General features: G+C 71.3%; 17 protein-coding genes. 8 read left to right on the forward strand and 9 right to left on the reverse strand.

All coding sequences use genetic code 11. The features are described from left to right. Positions 1-10: 10 nt before the first annotated feature. The 3 genes from ACYVKA_RS03060 to ACYVKA_RS03070 all read right to left on the reverse strand — a co-directional run bounded on the left by ACYVKA_RS03060 (position 11) and on the right by ACYVKA_RS03070 (position 1,952). Entirely contained in the window at positions 11-622 is a 612-nt protein-coding gene (locus tag ACYVKA_RS03060) for a flavin reductase family protein (RefSeq protein WP_460702869.1), read from the reverse strand. A gap of 64 nt (positions 623-686) precedes the next feature. After that, entirely contained in the window at positions 687-1,046 is a 360-nt protein-coding gene (locus tag ACYVKA_RS03065; protein ID WP_460702871.1) for a hypothetical protein, read from the reverse strand. 48 nt (positions 1,047-1,094) lie between these two features. Then, complete coding sequence (locus ACYVKA_RS03070) at positions 1,095-1,952, reverse strand: LysR family transcriptional regulator (protein WP_460702873.1); 858 nt, start codon at positions 1,950-1,952, stop codon at positions 1,095-1,097. Between the two features lie 97 nt (positions 1,953-2,049). Here ACYVKA_RS03070 and ACYVKA_RS03075 point away from each other — a divergent pair, with 97 nt between their 5' ends. The 3 genes from ACYVKA_RS03075 to ACYVKA_RS03085 all read left to right on the forward strand — a co-directional run bounded on the left by ACYVKA_RS03075 (position 2,050) and on the right by ACYVKA_RS03085 (position 6,199). Next, positions 2,050-2,910, forward strand: coding sequence for an aldo/keto reductase (locus ACYVKA_RS03075; protein WP_460702875.1), 861 nt, complete (start codon positions 2,050-2,052; stop codon positions 2,908-2,910). Between the two features lie 30 nt (positions 2,911-2,940). Next, positions 2,941-3,756 (forward strand): SDR family oxidoreductase, encoded by an 816-nt coding sequence (locus ACYVKA_RS03080; protein WP_460702877.1) that lies wholly within the window; start codon positions 2,941-2,943, stop codon positions 3,754-3,756. A gap of 142 nt (positions 3,757-3,898) precedes the next feature. Next, positions 3,899-6,199: a heavy metal translocating P-type ATPase gene (locus tag ACYVKA_RS03085; RefSeq protein WP_460702879.1), complete on the forward strand. Its 2,301-nt coding sequence runs from the start codon at positions 3,899-3,901 to the stop codon at positions 6,197-6,199. A gap of 85 nt (positions 6,200-6,284) precedes the next feature. On the opposite strand, the gene ACYVKA_RS03090 is transcribed toward ACYVKA_RS03085, so the two are convergent. Both ACYVKA_RS03090 and ACYVKA_RS03095 read right to left on the reverse strand, forming a co-directional pair. Beyond that, complete coding sequence (locus ACYVKA_RS03090; RefSeq protein WP_460702881.1) at positions 6,285-6,821, reverse strand: DJ-1/PfpI family protein; 537 nt, start codon at positions 6,819-6,821, stop codon at positions 6,285-6,287. 110 nt (positions 6,822-6,931) lie between these two features. After that, the gene (locus ACYVKA_RS03095) at positions 6,932-7,186 is read right to left on the reverse strand and encodes a hypothetical protein (RefSeq protein ID WP_394275038.1); all 255 of its coding nucleotides are present in this window, start codon (positions 7,184-7,186) and stop codon (positions 6,932-6,934) included. 175 nt (positions 7,187-7,361) lie between these two features. Here ACYVKA_RS03095 and ACYVKA_RS03100 point away from each other — a divergent pair, with 175 nt between their 5' ends. Continuing rightward, on the forward strand, positions 7,362-9,647 hold the full coding sequence (locus tag ACYVKA_RS03100) for a sensor histidine kinase (RefSeq protein WP_460702883.1): 2,286 nt from the start codon (positions 7,362-7,364) through the stop codon (positions 9,645-9,647). 341 nt (positions 9,648-9,988) lie between these two features. On the opposite strand, the gene ACYVKA_RS03105 is transcribed toward ACYVKA_RS03100, so the two are convergent. Beyond that, a complete protein-coding gene (locus ACYVKA_RS03105; RefSeq protein ID WP_460702885.1) occupies positions 9,989-10,426 on the reverse strand; it encodes a hypothetical protein in 438 nt (145 codons plus the stop codon). 55 nt (positions 10,427-10,481) lie between these two features. Further along, positions 10,482-11,123, reverse strand: coding sequence for a pyroglutamyl-peptidase I (gene pcp / locus ACYVKA_RS03110; protein WP_460702887.1), 642 nt, complete (start codon positions 11,121-11,123; stop codon positions 10,482-10,484). A 542-nt stretch (positions 11,124-11,665) separates the two neighbouring features. Between pcp and ACYVKA_RS03115 the strand changes: the two genes are divergently transcribed. Further along, positions 11,666-12,397: an FAD-dependent monooxygenase gene (locus ACYVKA_RS03115; protein WP_460702889.1), complete on the forward strand. Its 732-nt coding sequence runs from the start codon at positions 11,666-11,668 to the stop codon at positions 12,395-12,397. A gap of 61 nt (positions 12,398-12,458) precedes the next feature. Here ACYVKA_RS03115 and ACYVKA_RS03120 read toward each other — a convergent pair whose 3' ends face one another. Both ACYVKA_RS03120 and ACYVKA_RS03125 read right to left on the reverse strand, forming a co-directional pair. Then, positions 12,459-13,460 carry an LLM class flavin-dependent oxidoreductase gene (locus ACYVKA_RS03120; RefSeq protein WP_460702891.1) on the reverse strand — a complete coding sequence of 334 codons (1,002 nt, stop codon included), beginning with the start codon at positions 13,458-13,460 and terminating at the stop codon, positions 12,459-12,461. A gap of 159 nt (positions 13,461-13,619) precedes the next feature. Then, positions 13,620-14,195, reverse strand: coding sequence for a TetR/AcrR family transcriptional regulator (locus ACYVKA_RS03125; RefSeq protein ID WP_460702893.1), 576 nt, complete (start codon positions 14,193-14,195; stop codon positions 13,620-13,622). A gap of 126 nt (positions 14,196-14,321) precedes the next feature. On the opposite strand from ACYVKA_RS03125, the gene ACYVKA_RS03130 reads away from it, so the two are divergent. Genes ACYVKA_RS03130 through ACYVKA_RS03140 form a run of 3 tightly spaced genes read left to right on the forward strand, consistent with a single transcriptional unit; the run spans position 14,322 to position 16,328 of the window. Further along, positions 14,322-14,492 carry a hypothetical protein gene (locus tag ACYVKA_RS03130; RefSeq protein ID WP_394275045.1) on the forward strand — a complete coding sequence of 57 codons (171 nt, stop codon included), beginning with the start codon at positions 14,322-14,324 and terminating at the stop codon, positions 14,490-14,492. Between the two features lie 10 nt (positions 14,493-14,502). Continuing rightward, complete coding sequence (locus ACYVKA_RS03135; protein ID WP_394275046.1) at positions 14,503-15,342, forward strand: aldo/keto reductase; 840 nt, start codon at positions 14,503-14,505, stop codon at positions 15,340-15,342. Then, on the forward strand, positions 15,339-16,328 hold the full coding sequence (locus tag ACYVKA_RS03140; protein WP_460702895.1) for an ArsO family NAD(P)H-dependent flavin-containing monooxygenase: 990 nt from the start codon (positions 15,339-15,341) through the stop codon (positions 16,326-16,328). Before ACYVKA_RS03135 ends, ACYVKA_RS03140 begins: the two co-directional genes overlap by 4 nt. The last annotated feature ends 70 nt before the right edge of the window (positions 16,329-16,398 follow it).

Genomic DNA, 16,398 nt, shown 5'->3' on the forward strand with positions numbered 1-16,398 from the left:
ACGCGGCGACTCAGTCCCAGGGCCGGTGCAGGTCGATGCGGGTCGAGGGGTCGACGCCGAAGTAGGCCGCCGGGCCACCGGCACGCAGCATCGGCAGGGCGGCGGCGGTGTCGAAGATGCCGTCCGGCAGCAGGGCCTGGTCGATGTGGACGGCGACGACCTCGCCGAAGGTGACCCACGTGCCCACCCCGTCGCCGGCACGGTCGGTGAGTTCGAGCTGCTGGGTGACGCGGCACTCGAAGTTGACCCCGGCCGCGGCCACCCTCGGCGCGGACACCTCGACCGACTCGGCGGCCAGCAGTCCGGCGCGCTCGAACTCGTCCTCGTCGGTCGGGGCGCAGGTCTGGTTCATCTGCTCCAGCAGCGGACGGCTGACGAGGTTCCAGGTGAACTCGCCTGTCGCGGCGCAGTTGGCGACGGTGTCCTTCCAGCCGATGCTGGCAAAACCGATGATCGGCGGACGGTGGTTGAAGGCATTGAAGAAGGAATAGGGCGCCAGGTTGCGGCGGCCGTCGGCGTCCCGGGTGCCGATCCAGCCGATGGGGCGGGGAGCGACGATCTCGTTGAAGGGATCGTGGGGCAGGCCGTGGCCGTCGGCGGGACGGTAGAAGTGCATCGACATGGGCCCATCGAACCAGCTGGTGGCCACGCCTGTCCCGGGATGGTCACCCCTCCGATCCGGAGACTCAGCTGAGCTCCTCGACCGGCGGGAAGACCGGGAAGACGCCCTCCTCGACGGGAAAGCCCTTCAGGTAGGAGAGCCTGCCGTCGTCGATGAACAGCGCCAGGCCCAGCCCCTCGGCCTCGCCGGCCAGCACCGTCCGCGGCCCTGACGGGTCCCCGGGATCCAGTTCGATGCTCGGGCACGCACCGCAACCGCAAGTCCTGTACACCATGGCCCCGGGGACCTGGACGAGCCACGCGCGGCGCTCCTCGTCGGTGGGCTGGGGATCGGCCGTGCCGTGCAGGACCATCCACTGGAGTGTCTCGCGCTCCCTTGCGGTCAGGGGACGCGGCGGGGCGGGCTGGTCACCGGCACTGGTCATGCCGACATGCTGCCAGAGATGACGATCAGCCCGTCCTGCCGCACCCCCTCAATTGCGCCAGAGCCCCCTCGTCCCGATGGTGCGGGCCAGGCGCAACAGCCGCTCGTCGGCCCGCGGCGACAGGTGGCACCAGTAGGTGGGATTGGCCTGCTCGTCCAGCACCGGCACCTGGACGCGGTGCGGGTCCGCGCCGAGCTCGGCCAGCGCAAGGTCGGTGCTGAAGACCGGCAGGCTGGAGGTGCGGGCGATCTCAACCAGCGCGTCGGGCTCCTGGACCAGGAAGTGGGCGCGCGGCATTCGGGAGCGCACCAGCTCTGCCCAGAAGCCGATCCGGGAGTGCAGCAGCATGGTCTCGCCGTCGAGCTGGTCCAGCCGGATGCCGGGCAGTGCAGCGGCCGGGTGGGCGGGTGGCACCGAGAGGAAGAGGTGCTCGACGCCGCAGCGGAAGCCCGGCACGTCGTCGGGCGGCGGCTCGGTGCTGATCCCGACGTGGACCTCGCCCTCGGCCAGCGCACGCGAGACCTCGTCGAGGCTCCCAAGCCGGGAGGTGATCGTCAGCCCCGGGCAGGCCGCCTCGATGCGGGGCAGCAGCCGCCACAGCGGCGCCGGGGCGCAGGAGACGACGTCGATGGTGCGGCGGCGCCGGTCGAGCTCGGCCACGGCGGCGTGCAGCTCGTCGAGCTCGGCCAGCACCCGTCGCGCATGGACGGCGGCGAGCTCCCCGGCCTCGGTGATGGCGACCTGGTTGGCGCTGCGCTCGAACAGCGGCGAGGGGAAGGCCCGCTCGAAGCGCTGCATCGAGCGCGACAGGGCGGGCTGCGACAGGTGCAGCTCGTCGGCGGCCGCAGTCAGCGTCCCGTGCTCGACGACGGCAAGGAAGTGACGCAGCTGCTCAACGGTGACCATGCACCAAGGTTATGCCAGTCTGACCGATCGGCACTGTTCTCCTGCCACAGCGGCACGCAGACTGGCGGCACAGCACCCCAGAGCAAGGACGAACACCATGACTGCACAGCAGACCGTCACCCTGAACAACGGCGTCGAGATGCCCCTGCTCGGCTTCGGCGTCTTCCAGGTCCCGGACGCCGCCGAGTGTGAGCGCGTCGTCAGCGAGGCCCTGGAGGCCGGCTACCGGCTGATCGACACCGCCGCCGCCTACGGCAACGAGGAGGCCGTCGGCCGCGCCATCGCCGCCAGCGGCATCGCCCGCGACGAGGTCTTCATCACCACCAAGCTGTGGATCCAGGACGCCGGCGAGAAGGCCGCCCGCGCCGCCTTCGAGACCTCGCTGTCGAAGCTCGGCCTCGACCGGCTCGACCTGTACCTGATCCACCAGCCCTTCAACGACTACTACGGCTCCTGGCGCGTCATGGAGCAGCTGCTCGACGAGGGCCTGGTGCGCGCCATCGGCGTCTCGAACTTCTACCCCGAGCGCCTGGTGGACTTGGCGCTGAACGCCAGCGTCGTGCCGGCCGTCAACCAGGTGGAGCTGCACCCCTTCTTCCAGCAGGCCGACGCCCTGGCCACGATGAGCAAGCTGGGTGTCGCCCCGCAGGCCTGGGGCCCCTTCGCGGAGGGCCAGCACGGCATCTTCACCCACCACGTCCTCAGCCGGATCGGAGAGGCCCACGGCGTCAGCGCAGCCCACGTCGCCCTGCGCTGGAACATCCAGCGCGGCGTCAGCGTGCTGCCCAAGTCGGTGACCAGCGAGCGCATCAAGGCCAATGCCGACGTGTGGGGCTTCGAGCTCAGCGCGGCCGAGATGGACGAGATCGCCGGGCTCGACCTGGGCCGTTCGGAGATCATCGACCACAGCAGCCCCAACACCGTCGAGATGCTCAACGGCCTGCGCATCCACGACTGACCCGTACCCCGAGCACCCACAGGAGGAGACATGACTGACCAGATCGCCGTCCTGATCGGCACCGGCAGCATCGGCGTGGCCATCGCCCGGCAGTGCGCCGTGGGCCGCACCCTCGTGCTGGCCGACCTCAAGCAGGAACAGCTCGACACCCGCGCCGAGGAGCTCCGCAATGAGGGCTTCACCGTCGAGACGCACCTCGTCGACGTCAGCAGGCGCGACCAGGTGGAGGCGCTGGCCGCCTTCGCCGACGGCCTGGGCACCGTCACCCGCGTCGTCCACGCCGCCGGCGTCTCCCCCAACCAGGCACCGCCCGAGGCCATCGTCGCGGTGGACCTGATGGGCACGGCCTTCGTGCTGGACGCCTTCGGCAAGGTCATCGGCGAGGGAGGTTCGGGCATCGTGATCGCCAGCCAGGCGGGCCACATGGGCTCCTTCGACGCCGAGCTGGAGCAGCAGCTGGCCTTCGCCGGGCTGGACGAGCTGGCGGCCCTGCCTGCCCTGGCCGAGGTGGACGACTCCGGCGCGGCCTACATCCTGGCCAAGCGCGCCAATCCGCTGCGCGTGCAGGCGGCTGCACTGGCCTGGGGCGACCGGGGGGCGCGGGTCAACTGCCTGAGCCCGGGCATCATCTCGACGCCGCTGGGCCGTCACGAGATGAACGGCCCGCAGGCCGGGGCCTACCGCGTCATGCTGGACCGCTCCCCCGCCGGGCGGATGGGCACCCCCTCCGAGATCGGTGGCCTGGCGGCCTTCCTGATGGACGAGCGCGGCGCCTTCGTCACCGGCTCGGACATCCTGTGCGACGGCGGCGTCATCGCCGCGATGCGCGGCGGCCGGATCGGCTGAGCAGGCTCGCGGCGAGCATCCGGGCAACCCCTCCCGCCCATACCCCCCATGGGTACTTGATACCGGTACCCATGGGGGGTACTGTTCTATACATATACCCCGCTGGGGTACTTGCAAAGGACGAGCCCCGAGGAGGGCACTGATGACCACCCCCGCACTCCCGCGGACCACCATCGACCTGGCACCCGAGGCCGGCTCGAGCGAGGTGGAACTGGACCTGGTGGGCATGACCTGCGCGTCGTGCGCGAACCGGATCGAGAAGAAGCTCAACAAGCTCGACGGCGTGGAGGCCAGCGTCAACTACGCCACCGAGAAGGCCCGGGTCCAGATGCCCGTCGGCACCACCGTCGAGGACCTGGTGGCGGCCGTCGAGGCGGCCGGCTACCAGGCCCGGGTTCCGGCCACCGAGACGGCGACCGGCGCCGCCGACTCCCCGTCCGAGGCCGGTCAGGAGCCCACCGACCGGGCCCTCGACTCCCTGCGTACCCGCCTGCTGGTCTCCGCCGTGCTGACCATCCCGGTGGTCGCCATGGCGATGGTCCCGGCACTGCAGTTCACCCACTGGCAGTGGTTGAGCCTCACCCTGGCCTCCCCCGTCGTGGTCTGGGGTGCCTGGCCCTTCCACCGGGCGGCGTGGAAGAACCTGCGCCACGGTGCCACCACCATGGACACCCTGATCTCGATGGGCACCTCGGCCGCCTTCGGCTGGTCGGTCTACGCGCTCTTCTGGGGCGAGGCGGGCATGCCCGGCATGAAGCACCCCTTCGAGCTGACCATCGAACGCGGCGACGGCAGCGCCAACATCTACCTGGAGGCCGCCGCCGGCATCATCACCTTCATCCTGCTCGGCCGCTACATCGAGCACCGCTCGAAGCGACGGGCCGGTGCGGCACTGCGCGCCCTGATGGACATGGGCGCCAAGGACGTCGCCGTGCTGCGCGACGGCCGCGAGGTCCGCGTCCCGATCGCGGAGCTCGCCGCCGGTGACCACTTCGTCGTGCGCCCCGGTGAGAAGGTCGCCACCGACGGCATCGTGACCGAGGGCAGCTCCGCCGTCGACGCCTCGATGCTGACCGGCGAGTCCGTGCCGGTCGAGGTGGGCGTCGGCGACCAGGTGGTGGGTGCGACGGTGAATGCCGGCGGACGGCTGGTCGTGCGAGCCACCCGGGTGGGAGCCGACACGCAGCTCGCCCAGATGGCCCGGCTGGTGGAGGATGCCCAGGCCGGCAAGGCCGACATCCAGCGGCTGGCCGACAAGGTCTCCGGGGTCTTCGTGCCGGTGGTGATCGTCATCGCGCTGGCCACCTTCGGCTACTGGTGGGCCACCGGGGCAGGCCTGTCCGCCGCCCTGACCGCCGCCGTGGCGGTGCTGATCGTCGCCTGCCCCTGCGCCCTGGGCCTGGCCACCCCCACCGCGCTGATGGTGGGCACCGGCCGGGGCGCCCAGCTGGGCATCCTGGTCAAGGGCCCCGAGGTGCTGGAGCAGACCCGTCGCGTGGACACGATCGTGCTGGACAAGACCGGCACCGTCACCACCGGCGAGATGACGCTGGGCACCGTCCACGTCGCCCCCGGCGAGGACGAGGCCCTGGCCCTGCGCCTGACCGGTGCCCTGGAGGACTCCTCGGAGCACCCGATCGCCCGCGCCATCAGCACCGGCGCCCGCGAGGCCGGCGAACTGCCCACGGTCACCGGCTTCGCCAATGTCGAGGGGCTGGGTGTGCGCGGCACCGTCGAGGGCCTGGACGTGCTGGTGGGCCGCCCCCGGCTCCTCGCCGACCACGGCCTGGCCATCCCGGCCGAGCTGCACGAGGCCGTCGACCAGGCACAGTCGCGTGGCCTCACCGCCGTGATGACCGGCTGGCAGGGCCGCGCCCGGGCCGTGCTGGTGGTCGAGGACCGGATCAAGGACAGCTCCGCCCGCGCCATCGGGGAGCTGCGCGAGCTGGGGCTTCGCCCGATGCTTCTCACCGGCGACAACGAGCGGGCCGCCCGCTTCGTCGCAGCCCAGGTCGGCATCGACGAGGGCGACGTGCGCGCCGACGTGATGCCGCAGGACAAGGTGGCAGTGGTGTCCCAGCTGCAGCAGCAGGGACGCACCGTGGCCATGGTGGGTGACGGTGTGAACGATGCCGCCGCCCTGGCCCAGGCAGACCTGGGCATCGCCATGGGCACCGGCACCGACGTGGCCATCGAGGCCAGCGACCTCACCCTGGTGCGGGGAGACCTGCGGGTCGCGGTGGACGCCATCCGGCTCTCCCGGGCGACGCTGCGCACCATCCGCAGCAACCTGTTCTGGGCCTTCGGGTACAACGTGGCGGCGATCCCGCTGGCCGCAGCGGGTCTGCTGAACCCGATGCTGGCCGGAGCGGCGATGGGCTTCTCGTCGGTCTCGGTGGTGCTCAACAGCCTGCGGCTGCGCCGCTTCCGCAGCAGCCTGTGAGGCGACCGGACTGACGTCCGGACGCAGCAGGGCCGCCGCACCCGATCGGGTGCGGCGGCCCTGTGCTGCAATCGTCAGCGGCGGCTCAGGCCTCGTCGACGGCCTTGACGAAGGCGTCCAGGTCGTCGGGGGTACGGGAGGTGATCAGCGTCCAGCCGTTGGCGGGGCACACCTTCACCTCTTCGTCGACGACGGTGGCGCCGGCATTGGCCAGGTCGGTGCGGATCGACTCGTAGCCGGTCAGGGTCTTGCCCTTGGCCAGGCCGGTCTCCACCAGCACCCACGGGGCGTGGCAGATGGCCGCGACGGTGCGTCCGGCCTCGGCCTGGGCCTTGACGACCTGCTGGATCTCGCCGTCGATGCGGGCGGCATCGGAATTCAGGGTGCCTCCGGGCAGCAGCACCACGTCGAAGTCACCCTGGGCGTCGGCCAGCTTCGTGTCTACGGGGAAGACCTCGCCACGGTCCTTGTCGTTGACGAAGGTCTGCACGTCCTGGCCGGAGGGGGTTGCGACGACCACCTCGTGGCCCAGCTCCTTGAGCTTGGTGGCGGGCACGACGATCTCGGGCTGTTCCACGCCGAAGTCGGTGGAAACGATGAGGATCTTCTTCTGGTTCGTCATGCCCTCGACGCTAGCCCGCGAGCAGGGCGCACGCAAGGAAATGGCTTATGCGCATGGCTGATGTGCCCGCAACAGCCGGCCCCAGGGGTCCTCGCCCTACCAGGGATGGGTCACAGGTCGCGCAGGAGCAGCCCCCAGGCCACCAGCTGCTGCACACCCTGGTCGTTGACGTCGGTGACCGACTCGTCCCAGTCCAGGGCTCGTACCAGGGTGGCAGCCTCGGCCCCTCGCTGCGGCTCCGGCATGGAGAGCAGGCGCATCAGGGCCGCCTCGTTCTCGGGGGCCTTGCTGGGGTCCACGTGGTTGAGTGCGCCGACGGTCATCCCGAGCAGGGCGCCGACCATGAAGTCATCGAGTTGGTCCATGGGGACCGAGGCTATCCGACGGGCTGGTTGAAGGCCTGCTGACCGCCCCGCAGGGCATGCCCCACAGTGAATTGCGGCGTGCGATACTCGTCCCGCGAGGGCCCGCGTGGTGCTCGCCCCTTCAACCACCCCTCTCCCCGGGACCGCCGTGACTCCCCCAGTCCTCCTCACAGACATGCCCGGGGCGCTCGCCGCGCCCCCGGAACTCGGTGGACTGCAGACCTCCCGCGGGCCCGAGACCCGGATGCGCACCTCGCGCGAAGGCGTCGCCGCGGGCATGCGGGCCATGGGGATCACCGCGGCACTGCTCATCATCCCGCTGGCCATGGTGCCGCTGACCGAGGCCGACCTGCGCGGCGTCGGCCACATCCGTCCGGCTACCTGGGCGGTCATCGCCAGCGCAGTGGCCACCTTGGTGGGCCTGTGGTTGCGACCCCGCAGCAGGCTGGGCATGTGGTTCTGCGGTGCGCTGCTGCTGGCGGCGACGCTGTGGTGGATGCCGCTGCGAGTCCAGCTGCACGCCCTCAACTGGTGGGCCCCCGGCTTCTGGGCGATCCCCTGGGTCTGCTGGTCGGTCACCCTGGTCACCCGCCGCACCTTCGCCGTGGTGAACGCGCTGGTCCTGGGCCTGCTGACCGTCCTCGACCCGCTCATGCTGTGGCTGGACGGCATCCAGATCACCGCCCAGCGCCTGGCCCCGGTGCCGTGGTTCACCATGCCCGTGGCGATGATGGCCCTGTTCGGCTACGGGCTCGACCTGCTCGCCCGCCAGGCCGACCACCAGATGGCCCGACGGCTGCGCGCCGAGCACAGCAGGGAGGTGGAGCGGGCCGAGAAGGATGCCAGCCGGGAGGCTGCCCGCCTGCTGCACGACCACGTCCTGCACGCCCTGCACGCCATCAGCCGCGGCTCCGGCGCAGTGCCGCACGCGATGGTCGTCGAGGAGTGCCGCACCGCGGTCGCGGCCATCGACCAGGTCCGCGACAGTCAGGTGACCGCGCGCCTGGAGGACCTGCTGGTCACCGATCCTGCCCTGGTTCGTGCCGGTGCGCGGCTGTCCGGCCACAGCGACCCCGTCCCCAAGGAGGTGGCCCGCGCCATGGTCGCAGCCACCCACGAGGCGCTGGTCAACGTCGCCAGGCACGCCCACGCCACGCACGCCGAGGTGGACGTGGCCGAGCACGGCTTCCAGTGGCACATCACCATTCGTGACGACGGGCGGGGCTTCGACCCCACCCGCGCCCTGGCCCAGGGCCGCCTGGGGCTTCGCCACTCGGTCCAGGAGCGACTGGAGGATGCCGGCGGCGCCTCCTCGGTGGTCAGTTCACCGGGGCAGGGCACCACGGTGCGCCTGGTCTGGCCCGCGCTGGACGACCGGAGCGTCGGAGCGGCCTGGCCCCGCCTGGGGTCGAGTTCGCTGGCCTGGGTGCTGGCCCGCACTTCCTGGCCGGCACTGGCCATCACCCCGTTCATGGCGGTGCTCGCCGGCAGCCTGCTGGAGCCCGCCTGGCCGATGCGCACGGTGGCCGCCCTCCTGGTGGTCTGGGGCGTGTGGTGGCTGCGACGCCTGCGACACCACCAGATGACCATCTGGGGGCAGGTGGCGATCTTCGTCGGCACCACCCTCGCCTGGTGGCTGAACCTGTGGCTGGCCCCCGAGCAGATGGAGACCGTCTACCCGTTGTGGATCGGCTGGACCGCCGCCGGGCTGGTGCACCTGGCCGTCCTGCAGGTGCCCCTCGCCCGCGGCGCTGTGATGCTGGGGCTGTGGGGACTGGTGCAGGAGGGCTCGCTGGTCTACTCGGTGGGCCTGCGCGATTTCCTGTATCTGCACATCTCCCTGACCACGGGCATCGCTGAGGGCCTCATCGCCCTGGTGGCCCTGCAGGTGGCCCGCGCAGTCGCCGAGGAGAACGCCTCCCAGGCGCAGGTGGCCGAGGCCATGCGGCGTGCTGCCAGCCACCTGCAGGCCGAGACCCACGTCGCCCAGTACTGGTCGGAGCGGGTCACCGACGTGGCGCTGCCGCTGCTGCGCACGGTGGCCGAGGGAAGCCATGACCCGGGCTACCCCGTGCTGGAGGGCCAAGCGCGACGGCTGGAGGCCACCTTGCGTGACGAACTGGTGCTCGGCCCCGGGCACGAGGACTTCCTCGACTCGCTGGGCCGGTTGCGCCAGGCGGGCTGGACGGTGAACTCCACCCTGGACGACGAGCACAACCCGGGCTCACTGGCGGAGCTGGGTGAGGTCCTGGACCATGCCGGGCTGCCCGCCACCGCTGGACAGCTGCTCACCCTGAGCGGCACCTCCACCCAGCTGGTGGCGCTGGTGGTCTCCCCCTCGCTCGAACAGCAGGCGCGGTGGAGCGCCTTGGCCGAAGCCTGCCAGGTGAGCTGCGATGTCGACCCCGACTTCGTGCGGGTGAGCGTCCCACTGGCCGGAAGCGGCCCCGCGCCCGGGTGAGCGGGTTGCCGACCGTCCCGTGACGGGTGCGTCAGCCGGGAACACGCGCGGCCGTGGCAGGCTGCAGTCCCACCCCTTCTGGAGGGCCCCCGAAAGGCAGACCCATGAGTGAAATCCCCGGACTCCAGCCCCTGCTGGACGCATTGAACGCCGGCGAGACGATCGGTTTGGCTGCCACTTTCAGGACCAGGCTGGCATCACCATCGGCGACGGTGCTGGGGTCGGTGCCGGTGCCGTGGTGACCAAGGACGTCCCGGCGCGGGCGATCATGGTGGGCCTGCCCGCCAAGCAGGTGGGAACCGTCCCCGAGGAGTGAGCCGCGGGGGTTCGCCGGGACTGGATCAGTCCTCGCCGACCAGACGGTCCTCGTCGACCAGGCTGAGCAGGCCCGTCACCACGGCTGCGACGACGGCCAGCCTCGTGTGCGCGCCCCGTACGCCGGCGGCACGACGACGCTCGCCCCGGGCGAAGATCTTCTTCTCCACCACCACCGACAGTGCGGTGGAGCCTGCCAGCAGGACACCGCCGACGGCCACCATCCAGGGAACGATGTCGCCCAGGTCGGCCTTCTCCATCGCCTGCTGCGCCCGCCTCGGGTCGATCGAGCCGTCGTCGGTGGCGACGACGGTGCCGACACAGCCGGCGATCAGCGCCGTCTTGGCCCAGCCACGCACCGCCCGGGAGCGCACCACGTCCGGCAACGCATACCAGGCGAAGACGGTGGAGGCGGCGGCGAGCGCCTGGGTGGCGCGGGCGGCGGGAATGGTCTGGGTCTGCATGGATCCCATTCCATCATGGGCCGATGTCACCGTTCCTGGCTGCCGGAAGAGGGGGTCAGTGCGTGGCGCCCATCGCCAGGCGGAGGTCCCCGTCGTGGGCGACGACCGCCTCGATGGCGACGGTCAGGGCCCGGGCGATGTCGGACAGCGGTAGGCAGGGTCCTTCGCCTCCGGTGACCTGTTCGGGGATGAGGGGGACGTGCACGAAGCCTGCGCGCACTTGGTCCAGACGCTGGCGGGCGAGGTGGTGCAGTACCCCGTACATCAGGTGGTTGCAGACGAAGGTGCCGGCGGTGTTGGACAGTTCGCCGGGAAGGCCTGCCTCGGTGATGGCCTGCACCATGGCCTTGACCGGCAGGCTCGAGAAGTGGGCGGGTGCCCCGCCGTCGACGACGGGCTGGTCGATGGGCTGGTTTCCCTCGTTGTCGGGGATGCGGGCGTCGTCGACGTTGATGGCGACCCGTTCCGGGGTGACGCCGCTGCGCCCACCGGCCTGGCCGACGCACAGCACCGCATCGGGCTGGTGGGCGTCGATGGCCCCGGTGACGGTGCGGATGGAGCGTCCGAAGACGGTGGGCACCTCGAGGGTGACCAGTTCGGCGCCGGCGATCGTCGGGGGCAGCAGCCGCACCGCCTCCAGTGCCGGATTGACGGCATCGCCGCCGAAGGGGTCGAAGGCAGTCACGAGGATCTTCACCCGGCCCACGCTACCCACCCTTCTGCCCACCGATTGCCCCGTGTTCTTGACTTGCCGGACGACCATCCGGAGGAACCCATGACCGAGACCACCCCGCACACGATCGTCCTGGGCGCCGGGCCGGTCGGACTGGCCGCCAGTCTGCTGCTGGCCGCCCAGTGCCACCGCGTCACCCTCCACGAGGCACACGAGGAACTGGACCTCTCGAGCGCCAACAGTTATCCGATCGGGGTCAACACCCGCGGCCAGGAGGCGCTTCGCCGCATCGACCCGACGCTCCTGGGGCGCCTGCGGGAGCACGGCGAGGTGGTCGAGGCCTTCCGCATCTACTCGGGCCACCGCCGCGTCGCCCACCTGGACAGCGGCAAGCTGGTCGCCACCACCCGCGCCTTCCTCACCGAGATCCTGCTGGAGCGGGTGCTCGACGACGAACGGATCACCTACTGCCCCGGCCACCGGCTGGTCGGTCTCGACCTGGCCGGGCGCACCCTCACCTTCTCCACCCAGCAGGGACAGGTGCACGTCGAGGCCGGCGAGCCCGCGTGCTGGCCGCCGACGGCGTGTGGTCGACCGCCCGCACCGCACTGGCCGAGCAGGTCCCCGGCTTCGAACCGCGCATCGGCGACTGGGGCGTGCACTTCCGCGTCGCCTTCTCCGGGCCGCGCGCCAGCGCGCCCGGGCTGGACCCGTCGATCCACCACATCTTCGGTCCCAAGGGCATCTACACCGCCACGCTGTCCGACGGCGTCTGGGGCGTGATGCTGAGCGCCATCGACGGCGACGAGTCGGCCGAGCTGCTGCTGTCCGACGACCCCACCGGGCAGGCGATTGCGGGGCTGCGCGCCCACATCGAGCGCAACGCGCCCTTGGCCGCTCCCCTGCTCAACCATGACGACCTCGTCGACTATTTCGGCCGCAAGCCCTTCGGCGGCGCGGTGGTGGTGTGCGACCGGCTGGCCTTCGACGAGTGGTTGCTGCTGATCGGGGATGCCGCGCACAGCGTCCTGCCGCCCACCGGCGAGGGCGTCAATTCCGGCCTGGAGGACGGCTTCCTGCTCGCCGAGCACGGCGCCTCGGGATCAGCGCACTGGTTCGCAGACCTCGAGGCCCGGCGCCTGCCCGACCTGCAGGCGCTGGTCGAGTACGCCTGGACCCTGCGCGACAACATCTCCAGCACCGACCCGGCACGCCGTGGGGCGGCGGTGGTGCTGCGTATCGTCGACACGGTGGCGGCCGTCCAGAAGGTCATCGGGGCGGTGCGGCGCAAGCACTGAGGACCCACGCTCCGACAGGCTGTCACTGGTGCAGGCCCGGTGCCGGCACCAGCGGCCCGGATCACTGCTGCTGGGGTGCCAGCAGCTCCAGGGTGTGCTGCTTCTGCTCCTCGGTGATGGCCATGTTCACCACGATCAGCTCGTCGGCCTGCACCTGCTGGGCGAACCCGTCGAGGCCGGCGACAACCTGCTGGCCGGTGCCGGAGAAGGTGCACTCCAGCATCGACAGCAGCTGCTGGCCCTGCGGGTGCTGGCGTGCGGCCGCGATGTCGGCGTCGCTGGGATTGCTGCCGCCGCGCGAGAGGAAGTCGCGCAGCCACCGGGCCTCGGCGCGGTGCCGCTGGTCGGCGGCGTCGTCCTCGTCGTCGGCGGCGATCACGTTGGCGGCGGCGATGAACCAGGGCTTGGCGTCGGCCGGGGCGAGCGGTCCGTTCGGATCGAAGCCCTCGCGGTATTCCTGCGCGGCCTGCTGCAGCATCGCCGGGGCGAAGTGCGAGGCGAAGGAGTAGGGCAGGCCGAGCTGGGCGGCCAGGCGGGCGCCGAAGAGCGAGGATCCCAGGATGTAGAGCGGCACCTTGGTGCCCTGGCCGGGGTGGGCCGCGACGCCGGGGATGCGCGACTGGTCGGACAGGAAGCCGTGCAGTTCCACCACGTCGCTGGGGAAGTTGTCGGACTCGCGGCCGGTGCGGCGCAGTGCCCGCATGGTCGTCTGGTCAGTGCCGGGAGCGCGGCCCAGGCCCAGGTCGATGCGGTCGGGGTGCAGCGAGGCGAGCATGCCGAACTGCTCGGCGATCACCAGCGGCGAGTGGTTGGGCAGCATGATGCCGCCGGCGCCGACGCGGATGCGCTCGGTCTGGGAGGCGACGTGCTCGATCAGCACCGAGGTGGCCGACGAGGCGATCGACGCGGCGTTGTGGTGCTCGGCGAACCACAGGCGGCGGTAGCCGAGGCGATCGGCCGTCTGGGCGAGCCGGACGCTGCGGGCGATGGCTTCGGCGGGGCCCTCGGCGGTGGGGTCGAAGCGGACCAGGTCGAGGACGGACAGGGGGACGGAGACGCTCATGGGTTGCCCTTCGTGGTTCTGAGAACGGTGTGGTGCGAGGTGGTGCGGTTCTGGGTCCCCGAGGGTGCGTCGAGAGGCCCACTGAAGTGGAGAGACCATCCATTTCGAGGATAGGGAGACTTCTCCAGTTATCAAGCGCCCGCTGCCTCCGCAGTGGGCTCAGGCCACCGGAGCCGCCCGCCAGCCCTCGCGCGCGATCCGCGACAGCGGCGCGACGTCCTCGCAGCCCGCACCTCCAGCGGTCGCCACCCAGGCCAGCCCCAGCATGGTGCGGTAGAAGTCGCGGCCGGTGACGTGATCCTTCACCACGCCCTCCTGCCTGGCGGCCTGCACCAGTTCGTCGGTCCACCCGATCACCCGCTCGCAGCCGACGCCCAGGCTGCCGCAGCCACCGTCGAGCGCCTGGCGCAGCGGCTCGGGAAGTCCCACATAGCTGGTCATCCAACGCTGGAGCACGATGCCCCACTCCTCCAGGGCCTCCCCGGCGCCCAGCCCCTTGGCCCGGAGCGCCTCGTGCGACTCCTCGAGCCCGACGATCTGCGTCGCGAGCACGGCGCCGACCAGGTCCTCGCGGGCCGGGAAGTGCCGGTAGAGCGTGCCCGCCCCGACGCCGGCGCGCTTGGCGATGCCATCCAGGGGCGCCTCCAGCCCGAGCTCGGAGAAGGACTCCCTGGCGGCCTCGACGATCTTCTGCCTGTTGCGCACGGCATCAGCCCTGCCTGCCACGCCAGCCATCTGTACGCTCCTCCACTGCCCGGGGTCCTTCATTGGCATGGCGGAGACTGCCTCCATGTCCTTGCTGAAGCAAACGGAGACGCTCTCCACAAAGTTCAGTCTAGGTCATTTCGAAGGAGACCGCCGATGACCACCGCGCTCGAGCGGACGCAGCTGCGCCACACCCTGGCCGCCTTCCCGACATGCCTGGCTCTCATCGACGTGGTCGAACACCACCGTGACCCGGACGTCGCCCCGCTGGCCTACCTCGACCACCACGTCACCGTCCTCGACACGCCCCAGGTCAACGCTGGCTAGATTGGCGGGCATGAGGACTCTCGACTTTGCGGGGCGGTCGGTGCCGGCCATCGGAATGGGCACCTGGTACATGGGCGAGGGCCACGCGCCCAAGGCCCGGGAGGCCGACGCGCTGCGCGCCGGGCTCGATGCCGGGCTCGTGGTGGTCGACACGGCCGAGATGTATGCCGACGGCGGCGCCGAGGAAGTCGTCGGCGAGGCCCTGGCCGGACGGCGCGACCAGGCGGTGCTGGTCAGCAAGGTCTACCCGCACAATGCCTCCCGCACGGGCGTCCGGCAGGCCTGCCAGCGCAGCCTCGCCCGTCTGCGCACCGACCGGATCGATGTCTACCTGCTGCACTGGCGCGGACGCCACCCCTTGTCGGAGACGGTCGCCGGCTTCGAGGAGCTGGTGCGCGAGGGGATGATCGGCAGCTGGGGCGTCTCCAACCTGGACGCCGATGACCTGCGCGAGCTGGGCCAGGTTCCCGGCGGCGGGGCCTGCGTCACCGACCAGGTGCTCTACAACCTCACCCGACGCGGCCCGGAGCTCGACCCCTTCCCCGTCGCGGCCCAGGCGGGGATGTCGATCATGGCCTACTCGCCACTGGAGCAGGCCCGCCTCTTCGACGCCCCCGGTGCGGAGGCGCTCACCAGCATCGCGCGGCGCCACGAGGCCACCGCCGCGCAGGTGGCACTGGCCTGGACCATCCGCGACGGCAATGTGCTGGCCATCCCCAAGACCGCCGATCCGGCGCGGGCCCGCGAGAATGCCGCCGCTCTGGAGCTGGAGCTCACCGCAGAAGACCTCGCCGAGCTCGACCGCGCCTTCCCCGCCCCGGCACGACCGGTGCCGCTGGAGATGCTGTGAACCCTCACGAGGCCATCGTCATCGGCGGCGGCCAGGCGGGGCTGGCGACGGCCTACTACCTGCTGCGCGCCGGCGTCGACGTCCTGGTGCTCGACGACCAGGACGGCCCGGGCGGCGCCTGGCGGCACGTGTGGCCGTCGCTGACCTTGTTCTCCACCACGGACTTCTCCAACCTGCCCGGCTGGCTGATGCCGCCCTTCGACGGCTTCCCGCCCGCCTCGCACGTCGTGGACTACCTGGCCCGCTACGAAGATCGCTACACGGTGCCGGTGGAGCGCCCGGTGCGCGTGGACCGGGTGGAGCACGTCGACGACGGCTACCTGGTCCACGCCGGTGACCGCCACTGGAGCACTCGCACGGTCGTCGCGGCCACCGGCACCTGGTCTGCGCCCTTCGTCCCCACCCTGCCCGGTCACTTCGCGGGCCGGCAGTGGCACTCGGCGAACTATCCGGGCGTCGAGCCCTTCCGCGGGTCGCGGGTGGCGGTGGTGGGCGGGGCGAACTCCGGCGCCCAGATCGCCGCAGAGCTCACCGCCGTGGCCGATGTCACCTGGTACACCCGCCATCCCCCGCGCTGGATGCCCGACGAGGTGGACGGCCGGGTGCTGTTCGCCCGCAACCGGCAGCGCTTCCTGGCGATCATGCGCGGCGAGGACGATCCGGGCGCCGATTCGTCGCTGGGTGACATCGTCGTGCTGCCCGAGGTGCGACGGGCCCGCGATTCGGGCGCCCTGCGGGCCACGCCCATGGTGGGCTCGCTGGACGAGGTCGACGCGGACCACCTCATCTGGTGCACCGGCTACCGCCCGGCGCTTCGCCCGATCCGCCATCTGCTGGAGGATGGTCGGCCGCGCTTCCCGGGCCTTTTCCTGGTGGGCTACGGCGACTGGAGCGGGCCGGGCTCGGCGACGATCACCGGCGTCGGGCCCCATGCCCGGCAGGCCGCCCGCGAGGTGGCCGAGGCCCTCGGGAAGCAGGCGCGCTGACTCTGCGCTGCCCCAGACACGAAGTGAGGGCATCTCCATCCGACATCGGATCAAAACGCCCTCACTTCGT

It is taken from the genome of Luteococcus sediminum, assembly GCF_054783495.1.